This window comes from Leptotrichia sp. oral taxon 879 str. F0557 (assembly GCF_000469385.1).
Lineage (GTDB): Bacteria > Fusobacteriota > Fusobacteriia > Fusobacteriales > Leptotrichiaceae > Leptotrichia > Leptotrichia mesophila.
Map to the genome: position 1 here is coordinate 68,334 of NZ_KI271335.1, position 19,561 is coordinate 87,894.

At 29.9% G+C, this 19,561-nt stretch carries 15 protein-coding genes; 5 read left to right on the forward strand and 10 right to left on the reverse strand.

Annotated elements, in window-relative coordinates; translation table 11 throughout:
* Nucleotides 1-709: 709 nt before the first annotated feature.
* The 3 genes from rplT to infC form a co-directional block, all read right to left on the reverse strand.
* Entirely contained in the window at nt 710-1,054 is a 345-nt protein-coding gene (rplT, locus tag HMPREF1552_RS07500; RefSeq protein WP_015769536.1) for a 50S ribosomal protein L20, read from the reverse strand.
* A gap of 200 nt (nt 1,055-1,254) precedes the next feature.
* Complete coding sequence (gene rpmI / locus HMPREF1552_RS07505; protein WP_026746377.1) at nt 1,255-1,461, reverse strand: 50S ribosomal protein L35; 207 nt, start codon at nt 1,459-1,461, stop codon at nt 1,255-1,257.
* Nucleotides 1,462-1,505: 44 nt separating this feature from the next.
* On the reverse strand, nt 1,506-2,039 hold the full coding sequence (infC, locus tag HMPREF1552_RS07510) for a translation initiation factor IF-3 (protein ID WP_021744546.1): 534 nt from the start codon (nt 2,037-2,039) through the stop codon (nt 1,506-1,508).
* 416 nt (nt 2,040-2,455) lie between these two features.
* On the opposite strand from infC, the gene HMPREF1552_RS07515 reads away from it, so the two are divergent.
* The 4 genes from HMPREF1552_RS07515 to HMPREF1552_RS07530 all read left to right on the forward strand — a co-directional run bounded on the left by HMPREF1552_RS07515 (nt 2,456) and on the right by HMPREF1552_RS07530 (nt 7,066).
* Complete coding sequence (locus HMPREF1552_RS07515; protein ID WP_021744547.1) at nt 2,456-4,108, forward strand: OPT/YSL family transporter; 1,653 nt, start codon at nt 2,456-2,458, stop codon at nt 4,106-4,108.
* Between the two features lie 475 nt (nt 4,109-4,583).
* The gene (locus HMPREF1552_RS07520) at nt 4,584-5,360 is read left to right on the forward strand and encodes a type III pantothenate kinase (RefSeq protein WP_021744548.1); all 777 of its coding nucleotides are present in this window, start codon (nt 4,584-4,586) and stop codon (nt 5,358-5,360) included.
* A gap of 10 nt (nt 5,361-5,370) precedes the next feature.
* Entirely contained in the window at nt 5,371-6,282 is a 912-nt protein-coding gene (locus HMPREF1552_RS07525; protein WP_039901402.1) for a triacylglycerol lipase, read from the forward strand.
* Nucleotides 6,251-7,066: a phospholipase D-like domain-containing protein gene (locus tag HMPREF1552_RS07530; RefSeq protein ID WP_021744550.1), complete on the forward strand. Its 816-nt coding sequence runs from the start codon at nt 6,251-6,253 to the stop codon at nt 7,064-7,066. The genes HMPREF1552_RS07525 and HMPREF1552_RS07530 overlap by 32 nt, the downstream gene beginning before the upstream one ends.
* A gap of 288 nt (nt 7,067-7,354) precedes the next feature.
* Here HMPREF1552_RS07530 and HMPREF1552_RS07535 read toward each other — a convergent pair whose 3' ends face one another.
* The 6 genes from HMPREF1552_RS07535 to HMPREF1552_RS07560 form a co-directional block, all read right to left on the reverse strand.
* On the reverse strand, nt 7,355-7,630 hold the full coding sequence (locus HMPREF1552_RS07535) for a type II toxin-antitoxin system RelB/DinJ family antitoxin (protein WP_021744551.1): 276 nt from the start codon (nt 7,628-7,630) through the stop codon (nt 7,355-7,357).
* 497 nt (nt 7,631-8,127) lie between these two features.
* Nucleotides 8,128-8,592, reverse strand: coding sequence for a hypothetical protein (locus tag HMPREF1552_RS07540; RefSeq protein WP_021744552.1), 465 nt, complete (start codon nt 8,590-8,592; stop codon nt 8,128-8,130).
* Between the two features lie 40 nt (nt 8,593-8,632).
* Complete coding sequence (gene pepF, locus HMPREF1552_RS07545) at nt 8,633-10,432, reverse strand: oligoendopeptidase F (RefSeq protein ID WP_021744553.1); 1,800 nt, start codon at nt 10,430-10,432, stop codon at nt 8,633-8,635.
* 119 nt (nt 10,433-10,551) lie between these two features.
* Nucleotides 10,552-10,734, reverse strand: coding sequence for a hypothetical protein (locus HMPREF1552_RS07550; RefSeq protein ID WP_021744554.1), 183 nt, complete (start codon nt 10,732-10,734; stop codon nt 10,552-10,554).
* A gap of 72 nt (nt 10,735-10,806) precedes the next feature.
* Nucleotides 10,807-11,712 (reverse strand): YlmH/Sll1252 family protein, encoded by a 906-nt coding sequence (locus HMPREF1552_RS07555; protein WP_021744555.1) that lies wholly within the window; start codon nt 11,710-11,712, stop codon nt 10,807-10,809.
* 12 nt (nt 11,713-11,724) lie between these two features.
* Nucleotides 11,725-12,132: a YkvA family protein gene (locus tag HMPREF1552_RS07560; RefSeq protein ID WP_021744556.1), complete on the reverse strand. Its 408-nt coding sequence runs from the start codon at nt 12,130-12,132 to the stop codon at nt 11,725-11,727.
* Nucleotides 12,133-12,360: 228 nt separating this feature from the next.
* Between HMPREF1552_RS07560 and HMPREF1552_RS07565 the strand changes: the two genes are divergently transcribed.
* Nucleotides 12,361-12,858 (forward strand): hypothetical protein, encoded by a 498-nt coding sequence (locus tag HMPREF1552_RS07565; RefSeq protein WP_021744557.1) that lies wholly within the window; start codon nt 12,361-12,363, stop codon nt 12,856-12,858.
* 249 nt (nt 12,859-13,107) lie between these two features.
* Here the strand turns inward: HMPREF1552_RS07565 and HMPREF1552_RS07570 are convergent, their stop codons facing one another.
* Complete coding sequence (locus HMPREF1552_RS07570) at nt 13,108-19,062, reverse strand: autotransporter-associated N-terminal domain-containing protein (protein WP_039901384.1); 5,955 nt, start codon at nt 19,060-19,062, stop codon at nt 13,108-13,110.
* Nucleotides 19,063-19,561: the final 499 nt, after the last annotated feature.

The following is a 19,561-nucleotide window of genomic DNA, read 5'->3' on the forward strand; positions in this document are numbered from 1 at the left end:
TTCCTTTAACGAAATTTTGCTTATTTAATATTTTTAAAATGTAAAAGCCTTAAACTTAAATATAATAATCTTTACAATTTAATATAGAATGTCGTGATTTTTTTGGAATAAAAACGACTAAACACATTTATGTGTTTCTTTCGCCAAAAGCTTTATAGCAAATATATTTTATAGAGTTGTTCTAAACTTTATTTGCGAAAGTGAGCGTTAGTGAGTTTCGTTTTCGTAGTAATCAAGGTTTATCCAAATAATAAATGTTTAGACTACTTTCCCAAATAAAATTTGGGAATATTTCAAAAAAATGCTTAGATGAGTCAGGGTTAATGTGTAGCACTTTCGCTATTCTCTTTAATATGTCATTTAAATATGTTAAAATAACTGTTATTGCAAAATAAAGGGAAATGGCGATTGATTTCCCTTGCTTATATAAAAAGAAAAAACATGAAATTATAAAAAATATTTATTAATAATAAGAGTTTTTCAAACCTTAAATAAAAATCCTTTATATGAATAGCTAATGATTAAATTTAATTAAAAAATATTTTATAGTTACATAGTTTGTAAACACTACAATCTTGTAAAAAAGGCTTTGATTCCATGAATTTTCTGATTTCTACTATTTAAATGGGAAACCGTATTAAAAAAATTAATACCCAAATAGCTTATTTTATTAAAAATTACCATTTGAGTATTGATTTGTTATTTATTTCTATTTAACTTTTTCTACTAATTTTGCAAATTCAGCAGGATTATTTAATGCTAAATCTGCTAAAACTTTTCTATCAAGCTCAATTCCAGCTTTTTTAAGTCCGTTCATCAATCTTGAATAAGAAATTCCATTTAATCTTGCAGCAGCGTTAATTCTGATAATCCATAATTCACGCATTTTTCTTTTTTTCAATTTTCTATGTTCAGTTGCGTAAGCCATAGCTTTTTTAACTGCTTCATTAGCCTTTTTATAATTTGTTTTTATAGCTCCTCTATAACCTTTTGCTTCTTTTAAAACTTTTTTATGTCTTTTTCTTCTAACTATTCCTGTTTTTACTCTTGGCATCTTCTTTCCTCCTTGATATTTTAGCCGTTTTTTGTTCTTTATATTTTCAGAACTAACTTTTGTTAATTTTTAATTTTAATTTTTTAATAAAAAGCTGTTAACTTTTGTTTTAAACTGCTTTTTTTAACTTCACTTTTAGATAAAAGTAATAAATTTGTTAAATTGCTTTTTTAAAAATAATTTTAAGGTAATTACTTAAACTATCTTCCTTCTTGTCCAGCCAATGCTTTTTTGATTTTTCTTTCAGCACCTTTTGGAGCGATTGCGTCTTGTCCTAGACGTTTTTTTCTTTTATGAGTCTTTTTAGTCAAGATATGGCTCTTTCCTGAGTGTCTTATAGAAATTTTTCCACTTCCTGTAACTTTAACTCTTTTTTTTGTTCCTTTATGTGTTTTCATTTTTGGCATTTTCTTTCCTCCTAAATCACTTTTCACTTTTTTTAATTTTGCCTTTATTTTTTAGGCGATAATAAAATAAATTTTTGAACCTGTTCTTTTCCGTATTTTTTCTCAACTGTTGCAGTTTCTTCAAAATGGCTTGCAAACTCGTCTAATACTTTAATAGCAGATTCTGCATGTAATCTTTCTCTACCTGTAAGTCTTAGGCTGACTTTTACCTTATGCTCCTTGGCTATAAATTTTTCAATTTGAGAAATTTTTGTTTCTTTATCATGCTCGTCAATATGAGGTTTAATTCTAATCTCTTTAATAACGACATTTTTTTGTTTTTTCTTATTTTCCTTGTCTTTCTTCGTTTTCTCATACTTGAATTTTCCATAGTCCATAATTTTGCATACAGGCGGTGTTGCATTTGGTGAAATTTCAACTAAGTCCAATTCTTTTTCTGCAGCAAGTGCCAACGCATCTCTAGCTGACATTACTCCAAACTGTTCTCCATCATCACCAACAACTCTAATTTCTCTTGCCCTAATTCGCTCATTCATTCTTGGCTCATCAGATCGGTTATTTCCTCTTATAAAAAACACCTCCTAATTTTTTTACAATAAAAAAACAAGATATAAGAAACCTTGCTCAATAGTTATCATATAAACAAATTCTACAACAAAATTAGTATAATAAAAATACTTATTTTATTATAAAATATCAAATAACTAATACCCAACTCATCCTGAAAATAGAACTCATTATTCTATTTCTATTTGAAAAATCAATCCAAAATCTAAATATATTGATGGAAAGGTGAGAAACAATGTTTCTACTTCTAATTTAATTACTAAAACAGTTTATCATATTTTATTTTATTTTGCAAGAAAAATTTATAAGAATTTTTTGATACGGAAGTACACCACTAAAATATCACTGCTCTAACTTTATAAAATTTAATTGACAAACAACCTAAAAATGAAGTAAAATTTTAACAAATACTAAAGGAGGAAACTTAATGACAAAAACAAAGAAAACAAGAACTAGAACTAAAAATAATGAAATAAATATAACATTTTCAGCAATTTTTACAGGAATTATCGGAGCAATCCTAGTATCCGCCAGTTCCTTTTACATCGTCCTGAAATTTGGAGCATTACCATGGCCTACGATAATGGTCACACTTTTATCTATGATGACTCTAAACTTCTTTAAAAAGGCTAATAATAAAGAGATTACAATTACGCATACAATTATGAGCGCTGGATCAATGGTGGCTGGCGGAGTTGCTTTCACAATGCCTGCCTATCTTATTTTAGGCGGAAAGCTTACGGATATTAATCAGCAGCTGTTATTTTTGACTATTTTGATTGGAAGTATTGCTGGAGCATTTTTATCATATATTTTTCGTACAAAGCTGATTGAAGAGGAAAAATTGGAATTTCCAATTGGAGAAGCGGCATATAACCTTGTAAATTCTGGAAAAAATACGGGAAGTATCCGTTATGTCGGTTTTGGAACATTATTTAGCTCCATTGTCGCTCTCTTGCGTGATTTTAATTTTTCAAAAGGAAAAGCTCCTACTATTCCAGCATTAGTCTCACTAGAAAATCTGCCTTTCAGCTTTTATGTATCGCCTCTTTTAGTCGGAATCGGATATGTACTTGGATTTTTAAATACATTTGTCTGGTTTTTAGGCGGCGCTGCTATAATTTTTATTGGGGAACCGCTTGCAAAAATGTTTAAAATTGCTGATTTTCCCATTATGAAAAATAGTTTTGGAATGGGATTTATGATTGGAATTGGAATCGCTGTAATTTTGAAAATTATTTTTTCAAATAAATCAAAGAATAATTCAGAAAATAGAAGTATTGTTACAAAATTATTTATTTTATCAGCCGTTTCAATAATTATAATAATTTTTATTTATAAACTTCCAATATTTCTTGCATTAGTTTTAGTCCTAATCTCGATTTTATGCACGATAATCGCAGGTTATTCGACTGGAAAGACTGGAGTTAACCCAATGGAAATTTACGCCATAATCACAATTCTGGTAATTTCATTTTTAAATAAAATGTTAAACGGATTAAACATTGGCGGAATAAAATTTTCTACAAACTTAAACACTCTGACACTATTTTTACTGGCTTGCATTATAGCCGTCGCATGTGGACTTTCTGGCGATATTCTAAATGACTTTAAATCAGGATATAAAATGAAAGTAAATCCATCAGAACAGCTTTTGGGTGAATTAATTGGCTCAATCGCAAGTTCTTTTGTAATAACATTCTTATTTTTTGTATTTTTCAGAGTCTATAAAACTATCGGTCCAGTAGAAAATACCGATTTGATAGCATTACAAGCTTCAATTGTGGCAACAGTAATAAACGGAATTCCGTTTTTGAATATTTTCTTTATTGGACTTGTAACGGGACTGCTTTTAAGCCTGTTAAATTTGCCAGTTTTAACTTTTGGAATCGGAATCTACGTACCGTTTTATTTAACTTCAACTGTATTTTTAGGCGGACTTGCAAGTTTTTTTGGAAACAGAATTTCACAAAAATCTCACTCAAACCTGCTTTTAATTTCAAATGGATTAATGAGCGGAGAAGCGATTATAGGCGTTATTTTATCAATTGTTGCTTATATTAAGCTGTTTGTAAAATAAAATATCTTTATATATTTAAATTTAGACAAGATTTTGAGTTTAATCTTTTAATAAACTCATACTAAACTCCGTTTAAAAATGAGAATAAATTTTTATAATAGGATTTTTTAATAGTTCATTCATAATCATTCAATTTTTTTCTATTTTATTTTCGTAGGATTGCTCATTGCCGCAAATCCTTATCTTGCAGTAAAGGTTTGTCCTAATAATCAAAATATTTGGCAAGATTGCTACGCAATACCTATTGGCTAGTCTACGACACTTCCTGCACTGGCAAAAAACTCGCTATGCTCAAACAGTTTTGTCAGCACAGAAAAATGCTCCGACGGATTAATTTATACTAAATCCTGTTTAAAAAATAAAAATTACATCTTAAATTATTTGAAAATATTGGGTTTATATCATTTATTAGATAAGTTTATAATAAATCCGCTATTTAAAAGGGGATTAGTATCACTAACAGAAAGGAAAAATAATGATTTTAGGATTTGATATTGGAAATACACATATTATACCAATTTTTTATAATGAAAATAGCGATATTCTAGCAACTTTCAGAATACCGACACATCTGGAATTTACCGAAGATACTCTTTTTGTAATGTTAAAGGAATTTGCAAAAAACAGCAATTTAGAAATCTCAGATATTAAAGATATTGTTATTTCATCAGTTGTTCCAAATATTAACGAAAATTTTGCAAGGCTTGGAAAAAAATATTTTAACATCAATCCAATGTTTGTAACACTTGACAATGTAGAAAATGAAATAAAAATTTTGCCAAATATGGAACGTGGTCTTGGTGCAGACAGGATTGTAGACATTTTGGCCGCAAAAAAACTGTATCCAGAAAAGGAACTTTTAATAATTGATTTTGGTACAGCCACAACTTTTGACATGATAAAAGATTCCACTTATATGGGCGGCTGCATTCTTCCTGGAATCACACTTTCAATAAATGCCTTGTTTAGCAACACCGCTGCCTTGCCAAAAATCGAATTTACCGAGCCTGAAACAGTTTTAGGGATAAATACAATTTCGCAAATCAATGCCGGTATCTTTTACGGAAATGTTGGTGCAATAAAAGAATTAATTTTACAATACAAAAATTCCTTTCCAAACGCTTACGTTATCACAACTGGCGGACAGGGACAAAAAATTTCAGAATATATCGAAGAAATTGATGAATATGTAGCAAAACTTGGGGAAATGGGAATTTTTGAATTTTATACTAAACTTCATAAAAATAAATAAAGGAAATAAAATGAAAAAAATAGCAAAAAATATATTAATTAGCTCAATAATTACAGTAGCTGGAGCAGTTGCAACTCAAAATGTTGTTGCTGGAATTCTTTACCATGAGTATAAAATCAAGACTTACTATGAAAAAGATGATAAATCTCGGAAAAATCAAGATTTTATAGTACTTCTTCACGGTATTTACGGGAAAAGTTCGGATATGGAAAGTATCGCACAAAAATTCAAGAATGATTACAGGATTATCAACATTCAGTATCCTACTACCAAGGATACTGCTGAAGAGATTGTTGAACGTTATATAAAGCCAAATATTGAGGATATTAACGGGCAGATTTATGCAGACAATCTGCATAGAAAAATAGAAAATCAGTATTATGAAATTGATGAAAATGGAAAACGAAAAGAGAAAACAAATGATGAAAATGCACAAAAAAATGTAAAGATTAATTTTGTAGCACACTCGATGGGAACTGGGATTTTGCGATATTATTTAAAGGAAAATCCTATTGAAAATTTAGGAAAAGTTGTATTTATTTCTCCGCCATCGCACGGAAGCCATCTAGCAGATGTTCCGTTTGTAGACAAACTCCCAGTTATGCTCGGAAAAGTCGTTCCACAATTTAGCACAAAAAAGGATAGTTTTGTAAATCAGCTTGGCGAACCTAATTATGATTATATGATTCTAATTGGAAACAAGACAAATAATCCGCTGTATTCAATGATTATTCATGGAAAGGACGATGGAATGGTACCTTTGGAAACTGCAAAAATGGAATCTGATAATTTTAAAATTATTAATAATACTACTCACACGAGTATTTTGAAAGATAACCGAACAATGAAGGAGATTTCTGACTTTTTAAAAAGTCCTGATATAAAAGAAAATGATAAAAAAAAAGACAACAAAACGAACTAACTACACAACGAAAAAAACTACAAGAACAAGAAATATTCCAAAAGCTGAGCAACCTTTCTTAGAAGGAATTTCCTGTGATATCTATGTTGGAAAAAAGGCTGGCATTAGTGTACGAAATGCAATCCAAAAAGCCAAGAAATCAATTACAGTAATCTCTCCCTTTTTAAGTGGGGATATGATAACTGAAGATATTTTTAGTTCATTAAATAAAGACGTGCAGGTAAATATTGTTTCAAAAGATAATGAAAAAATTTATCCTTTTTTACGAAAAAACTTATTTAAATATCATTCAATACTAGGTTTTGGAAAGTTTATTCTTCTCTTGGCAAAAATTATACTAACAATACTCTATTTAATTTTGTCAATTGCAGCACTAGAAATTTTTACACTATTTCTCTTTGATATTTCCTTTACAAAGTCTGTATTTCCAATTACAAAAAACAATCTTTTAGTTTTAACAATTTTTCTAGGAATTTTTACATTTTTTCTAAGAACAGCAATAAAAAACAACGAATTTTACTATTCATTGCGTGATAATTTTAATATTCATATTTTAAGCAAGAACTACAATCTTCACAGCAAAATCTACATAATTGATAATAAAATTGCATTTTTAGGTTCCTTAAACTTTACCGACACAGGATTTATGCTAAATCACGAAACTTGCATAAAAACAACAGACAAAACTGCAATTAAGCACTTAAATAACGTTTATAAAGATTTACTGAAAGTAAACCCAATATCACTTAAAGAATTGAAATATAAAATTAGCAAAAAAAATTAGAGTTGCCTAGTTTAATAATTTAGACAACTCTTTTTTTAAATACAATTACAATTAATGTTTGGATTATAGCTTTTGAAACAAAAACGAAACTCGCTAACGCTCAGACAATCGTTTTCATTCCAAAAAAATCACGACATTGTATATTAAATTATAAAACTCTTTAAGATAGATACTTAATGATAAAATTTAATTAAAGAATATTTTAATAGTTACACAGTTTTTAAACAACATAATATCATAAAAAACTCAGAACCATACTAAAACAGTTCTGAGTGTGAATCTAATTCTTTATACACCAAGTGCCTCTCTCAACTCCTCTATGCTGTCATATCCCTTTACACTATCATCTCTTGCAATTCTATCAGCTTCTCTCATTGCTTCTAAAGTTACTTCATTTGGCTCTTCTTTCAATTTCAATTCAAAAGGGATTCTATTTTCTCTAATTGCAGTTTTTAAGAACATATTTACTGCCGTTGTCATTGTCAATCCAAATTTGTTAAATAATTCGTTTGCTTTTTCTTTTGTTTCTCTATCAACTCTAATACTTAAATTTGCATTTGCCATAACAAATACCTCCTTTTTTCTTCGTTATATCAATTTACAATTACATTGTCAACACAATAAACCAATGTTATTAATATTGAAAACAGAATTGATTTTAATTAGAAAATTAATACTATTTCCCATTTAAATAACAAATATTTAATAAATTTTGAATTACATATTATTTAGCAAGAAATTAGAACCTCTAGCTTCCAATAGGATTATTAGATTATTTTGTTTAATAACGATTTTTACTATTTTTATTATGTTTTTTCTTTTTTATTTTCAACTTTTTGATAAAATATAATAGTGAGCTTAGGTCAGCAAGGCTAATATATTTTGTACTAATATTTCCATATTTAGACTTATAATTAACTCCGCAAATAATAACTTCATACTATCATCTCCTTGTTGTAAATATTTTTCTAATAATAATGTTATAATAAAAATGAAAGATATTAAAATTATACTTGCTAACCCTAGCTTTGCTAGCCTAAACTCACTATTACATTAATATATTAAAAAATTTTATCTGTTACAGTCTCTACAATGTCCTGTATTGCTTTTTCTGTTAAATCTTCAGAAGTTGTTATTTTAGCAGTTTTTTCCTCTATTTTTTCATTAATTTTCCGATTTTCTGCAATAGTTCTATCTATGTTTCGACTTTCTATCTTTATATTTAAATATGTTTCATAATTTTTGAATTTTTCCTTACCTAATAAATATTTTAATTGAATCAAAAGAAAATTTAATCCATTTGAAATTTGTTCTATATTATTAGTAATCTCTCCTATCAATATTAATACTTCTACTACATTTGGAGGATTGAATCTTGAATTAAATTCAAATTTAACATTACCTTGGTATGTATTTTCCTCAAAACCTTTTCCCAGAAACTCTGAGATAGCCTCTACATCTATTGGTAATTTTTCTTTTTCTTCTTTAGTTCTATTTAATTGAAAACTAATACTTGTTTTTAACATAAATTTTTCCTTTCTTTTTTAATTATATTTCAATACCTTTCTACAACTTCCCAATCTCTACTTCCAATTTATCTAGCAACAAATCAAACTGTTTTGCTACAGCCTCTATTGTTTCAATTTTTGATAAATCAACTCCTGCTTTTTTAAGCTGTTCCATTGGGAAGTCATTTCCTCCTGAGCTTAATAATTGAATGTATTTGTCTAGTGTTTGTTTTTTCTCGTTTTCATCACTTGAATTTATCATTTTTTCATATAAAATTGCTGATGAGGCAAAGCAAGTAGCGTATTGATACACGTAAAATGGCGAGTTGAAAAAGTGTGGAACCCTTGCCCAGAAAATATAGATTAAATCATCTTTTTCGATTATATCGCCGTAATATTTGTCAAACAAGTCTTCCATAATTTTGCTTAAAACTTCCGCTGTGATTGGCTCTCCAGCTTCTGCCAGCTTGTGTGCCTGATATTCATAATCTGCCAGCAATGCCTGAAAATAGAATGTTCCAACAATATTTCCAATTTCCTGCTCCAGTAGTGCGATTCTTTCTTTTGGATCATTGGTATTTTCCAGCATATAGTCGAGCAGTAATCTTTCGTTAAATGTGGAAGCCACTTCCGCTACGAAAATTGTGTAGTCTGCCATCGAGAAAGGCTGATTTTCATCTGAGTAAAGAGTGTGCAAGGTATGTCCCAGTTCATGTGCCAATGTAAATACGCTGTCTAAAGTCTTGTTGTAATTTAGAAGCATATATGGATGAACTCCGTAAACTCCAGCAGAATACGCTCCCGTTCTTTTCCCTTTCGCCTCAAATACATCCAGCCAGCCTTCTGAAATCGCTTTTTTCATTTTTTCTACGTAATCTTTTCCAAGTGGAGCAACTGAATTTAACACTATTTCCTTCGCATCATCATACTCGTATTCCTTGTCAAATTCTATCAGATTAATTGAGCCATCAAAATTATAATATTTTTCAAGTCCTAAAATTTTCTTTCTCAATTTTAAATATCTTTGCAATGGTTTTGTATTATTTTTCGCCGTATTTACAAGATTTAAATAAATTTCTTCTGGAATATTGTCACTTTCCAGATGGCTTAACAAAAATGAATCGTAATTGTAGGCTTTCTTTGAAGCAATCCCTTTTTGTAAAATTGAGTTATAAATTGCAGCAATCGTATTTTTTTTCTTTTCATAAATTGTGTAAAATGTCTGAAACATCAGTTTTCTGTCTTCCTGATTTCTATTTGTAGACAAAATTTTAGAATAATTAGCAGGCGTTACATCCACTTTTTCTCCTGAACTAAGCGTAACCTGAGGCCATTCCACATCCGTAACCGTAACTTCCGAATAAATGCTTCTCGGTGCTGAAAAGAATGAGCTGTAGTACGACAGCAATTTGCTTTCCTTTTCTTCCAGAATATGCTTTTGCAACCTAAACAAATTTTTTAGTCCAAATCTATAATCATCAAATTCTTTTTTTTCAATCCATTTTTCAATATTCTCACGATTATCAACCAGTTCCGAATTTACCCAGGACAATTCAGTAGAAATCTCCGCAAACAAAAACTGCACCTTCTGCAAATGCTCCACAGCCTCCTTATCCGAGGAGTTCAAATCCCTCGCAAGTTGAGGATATCGATATAATTTATAAGAAATCTTATCCATTTCCTCCTGCTTCTGAAAAAACTCTAATAACTTCCCTTCATTCCCAAATTGCCCTTTAAATCCAGCCAATTCTTTTTTCAGCTCACTAACTTTCTTAAAATCCTTTTCCCAAGCTGAATAGTTTTCATAAATATCCGATAAATTCCATTTATATTCCTGTTTTATTTCATTTCTTTCCATCTTTTCATTCCTTTTCTATTTTTTATAATAATACTTTTTCAAATCTAAATTCAAAAATTACATATTTTCTCAATCCCTAAAATTATTTAATTATCTATTTAATCAAAATTTAAAAAAAACTATTTTCCCTTAAATTTTTCATATAAAAATAATATTAATGCAATCGGAATTATCCAACCTGCAACTGATAAAAATACCGAAAATGCCAATTTCAGAAAAGCAATTACTGCCACTATCCCAACCGCTATCACCAGACATCTTATAAGTATTTCAAAATTACTTTTCGGTGTAACATCTTTCATTTTTCTACCTTCTTTCTTTAATTTAAAATATTTAAATTAAAATTAATAAGTTTATTTTTTTATTTTAAAATTCTAAATATATTTTTTCACAAGAATTCGTTCTTTCCCCTTTTTTGTTTCTCCTTTATCCAAAAATAACTTATACTTTCCAAATCCTCTTATCGTAATCAAACTACCAATCTCAAGCATTTTTGACTTGTCCTTTTCTTCTACATAATCTACCAGCACTTTTCCCTTTTCAATCGGATCAATTACTTTTGTACGGGATAAATTGGTAATTGTTGAAACTATACTATCTAGACGTTTTGACGGAACAGTTACTAACTTATCATCATACTTGTATTTTGGAAGACTGTTTTTATTTTTGGTTTCAATAATTTCAATTTCACAAGGCGCTTTTCCAATTTGCTTTAATTCTGAAATAATATAATCTGCAATCTTTTCAGAAACTGGAATGTATCCCAAAACCTGTTTATTTTCACTTTCAATAATCAAATCCCCCATAAGTTCTCTTTTTATATTAAGACCCATAAGGCTTCCTAAAAAATCTTTGTGTAAATATTCACGGAATCTTGAATCTATCGATATTTTTAACAATTTATTCGGAAATTCAAAACTATTTTTACTAAAATTTTCTTCAAATTCTCCATAACTTTTTATTTTTTCATCATCAATATCAAAATTTTCACTATTCCTATCAATATCATTACAAAAATTTTCAAAATTATCATTTCCATTTATAAAAATTTCAGGTACAAACGCAATTTGCCGTCTATCGCTATCACTAAAAACTCCATCACAGGCAATATTCACTCCGCCCATCTTTTTTCCAAGCTTCTTCCAAAAATTTGGTGTATAAAATTCCTCAGTAAAACTTATAATTTCATAGTTTCGTGCAATTTCATATGAATTATATAATTTACTCGCCAGATACTCCATTTCTTTCGGAAACTGCCTCAAAAAATTTTCTTTTTTCATATTTCTCCATTTCTAATCTTCATTTACAACTCTTAGATTATCCCAATCTACATTCCTATCTTTGTCTTCTCTTTTCTTCTGTATCTCAAATTTTTCATATTCAGAAATTAAATCCCCTAATTTTGAAATAACATAAGCTACAATCCCAATATCATCGCCAAATCCAATAATGGGCAAAATATCAGGCACCGCATCAATTGTTGAAATCACATAAACAATTGCTCCAATGATTTTTACCTTATCCATCGCCGGAATCTTAAATTCTCCTCTTCTGTCCGCCTGCAGCATTCTAACAAGAAGTCCAAATTTTGTGGCAACTGCCCCTAGATGATTTTTCAATTTTCCAGCCTTTTTCAAATCTTCTACTGTAACTTTTGTTTTTTTATATTTTTCATACAATTTTTTTGCTCTTTTTAACATAATTTTCCCCTTTCATAAACTTAATCTTCTTAATTATACTAAAAAAATCTTTTTAATTCAATTATATTAACTTAAAATTATCAAAGTAGAATATTTTTTCAAAAAAATTTTAAAACTTCACAAAAAAGACACAAATTTTACATAATTTTGTCAAAATTTATTGATATTATATTCTTGTCGATATGGAACGATGCAAAAAATATAAAATAAATAATCGGAGGAACTACTATGAAAAAAATAGGTAAGAAAAAAATTTTAGGAATCGCTTTATTAACTTCATTATCAGTATTTGCAGGAACAACTGTTGCGACAAATAATCCTAGCAGAACTACTACTGCCAATAGCATGGCCAATGATGAATGCAAACCGCCACACAGACTGCAAAAAGACAGTAATGGAAATCTTGTGGATGAAAACGGAAATATTATAAAAAAACCTAATCTAGCTAGAATCGAAGAATTGAGAACCAAATTAAATAATGGGAAAATTACAAAAGATGAAGGGGCAGAAATTGCAAAAATGCTGGAAAGAAAAGGTCCGCACGGTAAACCAAATGATAAATGCAAGCCAAAAGACGCACCAAAAAGATTAACTGACACAGAAATTCAATCTCTTACAAAATCTTTAAATAGCGGAAAAGTCTCAAAAGACGAGGCAAACAAACTAATAGAAATGTTAAATCACAAACCTAAAGGACCTAAACCTAACGATATTCCTTCAAATTAATTTGGTTAATAAAAATCATATTAATAATAATACTAACTGAATAAACTTTATATCTTATTATTATACATTACTAAACTAGTAAGATTGAGTATTTTTCAATTTTTAAAATATTAATTAAAATTATAATAAAAAATAATAATAGAACCATCCTTAAAACTCTAAAAAAACAGTGAAACCTAAAAATTCCACTGTTTTTTCATTATCAATTAAATTATTTTAAAGTCAACTAAACTACTTAAATTACTTAGATTAATAAATTGCTCTAAATCCTATTCCACTTCTAAAATTCTTCCCAGTCGTATCATATCCAGCATTAACTGTAATTCCAAACAATGTGTTATCCCATCCTAAATTTAAATCAAATTTACCATTTCCTTTTCGATTTTCTTTATCTCCATGAAGATTGTAGTATTCTGATTGTGTCCCTCTGAATCTAGCTTTGTTTTGAACATTGTTTAATTTTCCTAATTCATTTTCATAGGCTGCTGTTACGTTTATTTTTAGATTACTTCTTGCTCCTAGTGTTTGTTTGAAGTTAAATGCAAGTCCTGCTTCTGGTTTTACTGAAAAATAATCGTTTCCTTTTATTTCAAGTGCCATTGGACCAGATTCTTTAATGTTTGAGTATTTTCCGTATTCCATATTTAATAATCCATATGGTCTTATACTTGTTTTTTCAGTTGTTCTGATCGTTTTTCCAATTTCATTTTTTAATGCGACTCCGTAAATGTTGTAATCACCTTTAGCTTCATAAGTATCGTCTACAACCCAGTACTTACGCTTCATATTTCCACGTCCTGCAAATGTTTCTGCGGAAATTCTCCAAGTTAATGAACCGTTGTGATCTTGTTTTGGTGCCATTGTTTTAAATATTCCTGCTTTTATCATTGTTTGATTTTCACGTGAATGTCCTATGTCTTTTAACTTGAATTGGTTGTTTGCTACTCCTGCATACCATCCACTTGAATTTCCAAGTTTAATTGCTTCATCTTCGTGAACATACGCTACACCATAAGCATTATTTGTATAGTCAATTACTCCTGCTGTATTAGTTTTTAATTCTCCTTTATTTCCAAAGGCTTTTATTTTATTACTTTGTTTTGAAGGATTTCTCCATTCTTCTTGTAAATACTTAAACTCTTTACTTAAAGTATTTCCAGTTTCGTATATTCTTTGTTGAATATTTGAATATTGGTGCCCTTTCATTTCGTCAACTGCTTGTGCTAAGATGTGGGCCTCTCCTTTTCCTAATCCATTTAATTTATTGAATATCTTTCTTTCTGTAACATCTTTTAAAGCTTCTTTTTCTTCTAAACCTGTTAGGAAATTATAGTTATCTATATCTCCATCTTCTGCAAATGAATTAAATGGTATTTTTGATAGATATACATTTGCAATTGTTTGATCTGGATTTTGTGTTGCAGTTGCTATCCATAATAAACTACTTGAAAAAATTTCCCATTTTGCAGCTGGATTTACATGGCTGACACTCATTATTGCTGCATTATAAGGTGCTATAATGTTATTTCCAATTTGTATATCTTTAGAGTCAGTATACTGCGTTGCTTCTATTCCAAAAATTAAGTTTATTTTTCTCAATCTTGTTAGATTTTCTAACCCTTGAATTGGATTAGTGTATCTTACACCAGAAGTATCTACATACATTCCAATACTTGAACCTCCACCGTTATTTTGAGTAAACAATGGATCAAAAGTATTCAAATTAATATCTCCTGCTGCTAAATGAACATAATTTGGAGAAGGTGTCGCTATATCTGTGTCGACTAATGTTGGAGTTATATTTACATCATTTCTAATTACATCGGCTGTTAATGAGCCTAAATGAGGCAAACTAAATCTTATTCCTCTAACACCTTTTGAAGTATCAGTTCCACTCGTTCTGTAAATATGTTCTGAATCAGTTCCTGTGGCGTTAATATCATTTGTTGATGTATTTCCTTCTAAACTTGCATCTTTTCCAACATATACTCCAATTCCATCAACTGCATTAATTCTGATTGTACCGTAGTTTTTAATAACTGCATTATTAAGGACATAAACTCCCATAATTCCTTCACCTGTAGAATTTGGAGTAGTTTGAATCGTTCCATAATTTTCTCCAACTGCATAATCATCAAGATACATTCCGATTGTGCTATCTCCAGATAAGTTTATTACTCCAGTTGCCTTATTTATAACTTTAGAACCAGGCCCACTTGCATACATTCCAATTCCATTGTCACCTGTAACATTGATTATTCCTTCATTTTCAGAAACTGCACCATTTTTAGCTGCCATTCCTATTGAATAATTGTTTCCAACAACATCAGATTTACTTATTGTTATTGTTCCACCATTTAAGTTAAAGGCTTTCCCATCTGTTCCAGTTACATAAATTCCGACATTTCCAATACCGTTCTCAAAGTTAATATTTCCATGATTATCAACTCTTCCTGATGAATAAATACCAAAGTTTTCTCTACTTGTTGCATTTTTTGTACTAATATCTGTATAATTGGCAATTACTCCAAGTTTATCAGCTGAGTATGCGTAAACAGATCTACTTCCTAATCCAACACTTGTCGCACTACTCGTAATATAGTTATTTCCAGTTGCGTTGGCATTTACAATTCCAAATGAATTATCTCCAAGATCAAATTTTGCATTGACATTGACATGAGCATTTTGATTTTCTCCCACCAAATAAAGTCCTACAGCCTCATCATTTCCAGTTTTTATCGTTCCATCACTTAATGCAATATCACCATTTTGTGAATAAATTGCAACTCCACCACTTCCAACTGTTATATCTCCAGAGTTTTCCACTGCATATCCAAATATTCCAACTGTTTTCGCTCCTGTCTCAATTTTAGAGCCTGCATTCGTTTTAATTGTATTGTTTTTTCCAGTTGTATAAATTCCAACATTTGGATTACTTAATGTTGCAGAATCTCCTGTTAATATAATATTTCCACTATTTTCAGTTACATACCCTTTGTTTAATGTATCTGGTTTTGTAAAGATTCCTACATTTTTATCTCCTGTTAGTGAGATTGTTCCTGTATTTTTTACTAATGTTGCTGTTCCACTTGAAACTGACGCATCTAATTTTCCTGCATCGTAAATCATTCCGATTGAAGAATCACTTTCTCCATCAATTGTTCCATCATTTTGCATTATTTCAGAAGTTAATTTAGTTGCAGATGTATTTGTATAGTACATTGCAGCTCCAGATTCACCGTCTAATGTAATTTTTCCAGTTGATTCATTAATTACTTTTGAGTTTTCAACACCGTAAAGTCCTGTCGAATCCTTTCCAGTTAGCGTAATTTGCCCTCTATTAACTACATTTCCGTATTTCGCATAAATTGCAAGCGCATTTTTCCCATTTAGTTCAATCGTTCCTGCTGTGTCATTCATTAGAGTTACTGCTGGTTTTGATACTGTTTTATTTTCTTGAGCCATTGCAACACGACCGTCATCATTTCCGCTTATCTTGTTTTGGTTAATTATTGATGAATTAGAAATTTCCAAAGTATTATACAGATCTGTAGCATTATCAAGATCAACTGCATTGTCTACTTTAACTTCACTTAAATAAAGCATGAAATTTTTATAGTTACTTCCTGTTATAGTTGGACCACCAGGCACAGATGAAATATTCGTATCACTTAAATTCATCTTAACTTTTGAAGCTAAAAACAATCTTGAATCATTTTGCATTGTTAAATTAAGATTTGCAATTGTTCCACTAAAAGTAGTAGCAAAATAACCACTAATATCAGAAGCTCCAAAAGCACCGTAATTTACAGTATTATTATATCCAACCGCACTTCCAGTAGCTGAAGTCGTACTTGGTACATAGTAAAATGCAGTCCCTCTATTAGTTGCATCTGTCCCACCAGCAACTGTTGCATTCAAAGTCCCACTTATTTTAACTTTCCCAGTTCCATTTGTACCATTGTAAAATAATAGCGATTTTTGTCCAGTCGTAGCTGTAGATGTTTTTCCACTTACAACTTCAATTTCTCCATTATTATCAGCAAAATAGTTAATCGCTCCTGCATCAGCCGAAATCGTTCCAGTACCTAATTTTAATGTTCCATCAGAATAAACCCCAATAGATTTGTTATCAGTTACAGTTGCATTAATCGTTCCATTACTACTATCAATCGTTGAATTTTTCCCAACAATTACCGCAACAGTACCTTTGTTATTATCTGACGTATTTCCACCAGTAACACCTATAGTTCCTGTATTTGTTACTTTCCCATAATTAGAAGTTATAACTCCAATAGATCCAGCCGAATTAGCTGTAATCGTTCCAGCATTAGTTCCTTCTCCATAATCAGTCTTACTAGTCCCATAAACCGCCATTCCAATATTTTGACCAGCAGTTATACTGACTGTTTTTCCAGCGTTATTAACAACTTTCGCATTCTTCGTATAAAAACCAATATTTTCCTTTCCAGTACTTGAAATAGAAACTGTACCATTGTTAGCTAATGTTGGTATCACAGTTCCAGTTTTATTCGCACGAAGAGCTATTGAGTAATCTTTACTGCCTTCTATATTTATAGCTCCATGATTTGTTCCATTTATCTCTTCAGAATAAATTCCAAATGAATTTGTTCCTTTTACAGTAATTTTTCCAGTAGAAGTATTTTCAAGCGTTGCAGAAATAGTATCTGTCGCCGTAAATGTTTTATCTTTTCCTGAAACATCAACCCAATATTTAGCAGCTTTTACAGCAATTCCACCTGAACTATCATTATTAACATTTATATCTCCTGAATTTTGAAATACTGAACCTTCAGTTAATTGACTATCATGACCCAATGCTCCAAAAGCAATACCATAACTATTTGTTCCACCAAGTGTTATTTCAGCACCACTGCTATTTATTGCTACTGTTTTTAAATCATTATAAAAACCACCTGGATAAATTTTATTTAATGCCCCATTCTCTGTACTTCGATAAAGTTTTCGATTAACAATATTTAATCCTACCGACTGACTTCCAGCCATATCAATTTTAGTATTATTTTTCAAAGTTTGAATACTTCCGTGTGCATTTGGTTGCTCTGGTGTCAATGTTAAAGCGACTTGCTTACTCCCATGTCCGATTATTTCTCCATTATTTATCAAAGAAAAATCACCAAGTAGTGGATTACCTTGTACCTCTAGACCTGCAGTAGTTTGATTATAAAGATTAATTTTTCCATTATTAGTTACTGATGTTGTTTGTAGTGTACTTAGTCCCCAATTTCCTGCATCAATAACCGCAGCTCTTGTTCCATCTCTTTTTATGTTTATAGTTGCCCCTGCAGCAATAGTAAAGCCTTTTCCTGGAGTACCTCCTATATCCATAATTGTTTCTGCTCTTCTTGCTCCAAGCCAATTCTTCCCATGAGGATCCGTCTGATTTCTTGCTGCTGTAGTCGGAAGTAAATCATACCTACCAGGAGTTGTTACATCTCTATTCAATCCTACAGTATCCAATCCACTACTATTCCAAATTGCTGATAATGTAATCGGTGTGATTGTAATTGTTGACGGAGTTATTGTCGGAATACTTGGACTAACTGGTGTAAATTCAACAGTTTCTGGTAAAGTCGGAACATTCACTGTTTTATCAGGTGGTGTTATCCGTCCTTTTGTTAGAACTCTTGGATTTATCGAAGCATTCATATGTATTGGTACTTTTGGTTCAGCCGTATCTATTAAATTTAATCTTGTTGTTCCATAACGATTATTATTCGTTTTTTGAGTATATTTTGCTTTTCCTACTTCTCTAGCATAAATAAATCCTCCTGTTTTATCTCCACGACCTTTATAAGTTCCATTCCAATCATTAGAAAATTCATTTATTGCAAATTGCCAGCTGCTCCATGGACTTTTTGTTACATGTTCCCCTTGTTCCATAAGCTCAATTAATTCTAAATTCAATCCATTTAATAGTTTTTTATGTCTTGACCTCGATGTTTTTATTTTCAATTTTTCATTTTTAACAAAATTATTCAATGCTTGTGTATTACTTCCAACACTTGTCTGTTTCTTAACTTCAGCCGAAAATAAATTATTTGACACTATTGTTCCACATAATAAAAACGTAAGTAATGCAGATTCTGTATACTTAAAATCCTTACACCTTTTCGCAAAGCTTTTTAATCCTTTCCGTAAACTCTGTAAATCATTTGCCATTCTTTTTATCATCCTTTCTATTTTATTTTTTGTAGTTAAAATCTAAAAACTACAAGATATTATCAGTAAAAACAATATTTTTTCAAAGAATAATAATGTATTATTTAAATTTCTTGTTTTTAATCATAAAATTTTACTAAAACATGATTTTATAGTGATATTTTTTTATTTATAAGATTAAGTGATGATCATTATTTTAGTAAAAAATTATTTCACATTGAAAGTTTGGCTATTGTACATCATTTAGTCCAAACTTTTTTATTTTACAGATAGATTGTATAAAATACAGTAATCTACTTTAATATACATCTAAACTCCTAAATATAAAACTATCTATAATTTCAAAAATTATCTTAATTCTCATATTTAATTAAAATAATTTTATTATATTCACACTATTGTAATCTTTTCAAAATTTGTTCTATTACATTATATAATATCAAAAAAGAATGGTCAATATTTTTTTAGAAAATAATGTGTAATTAATTTTATTTTAATA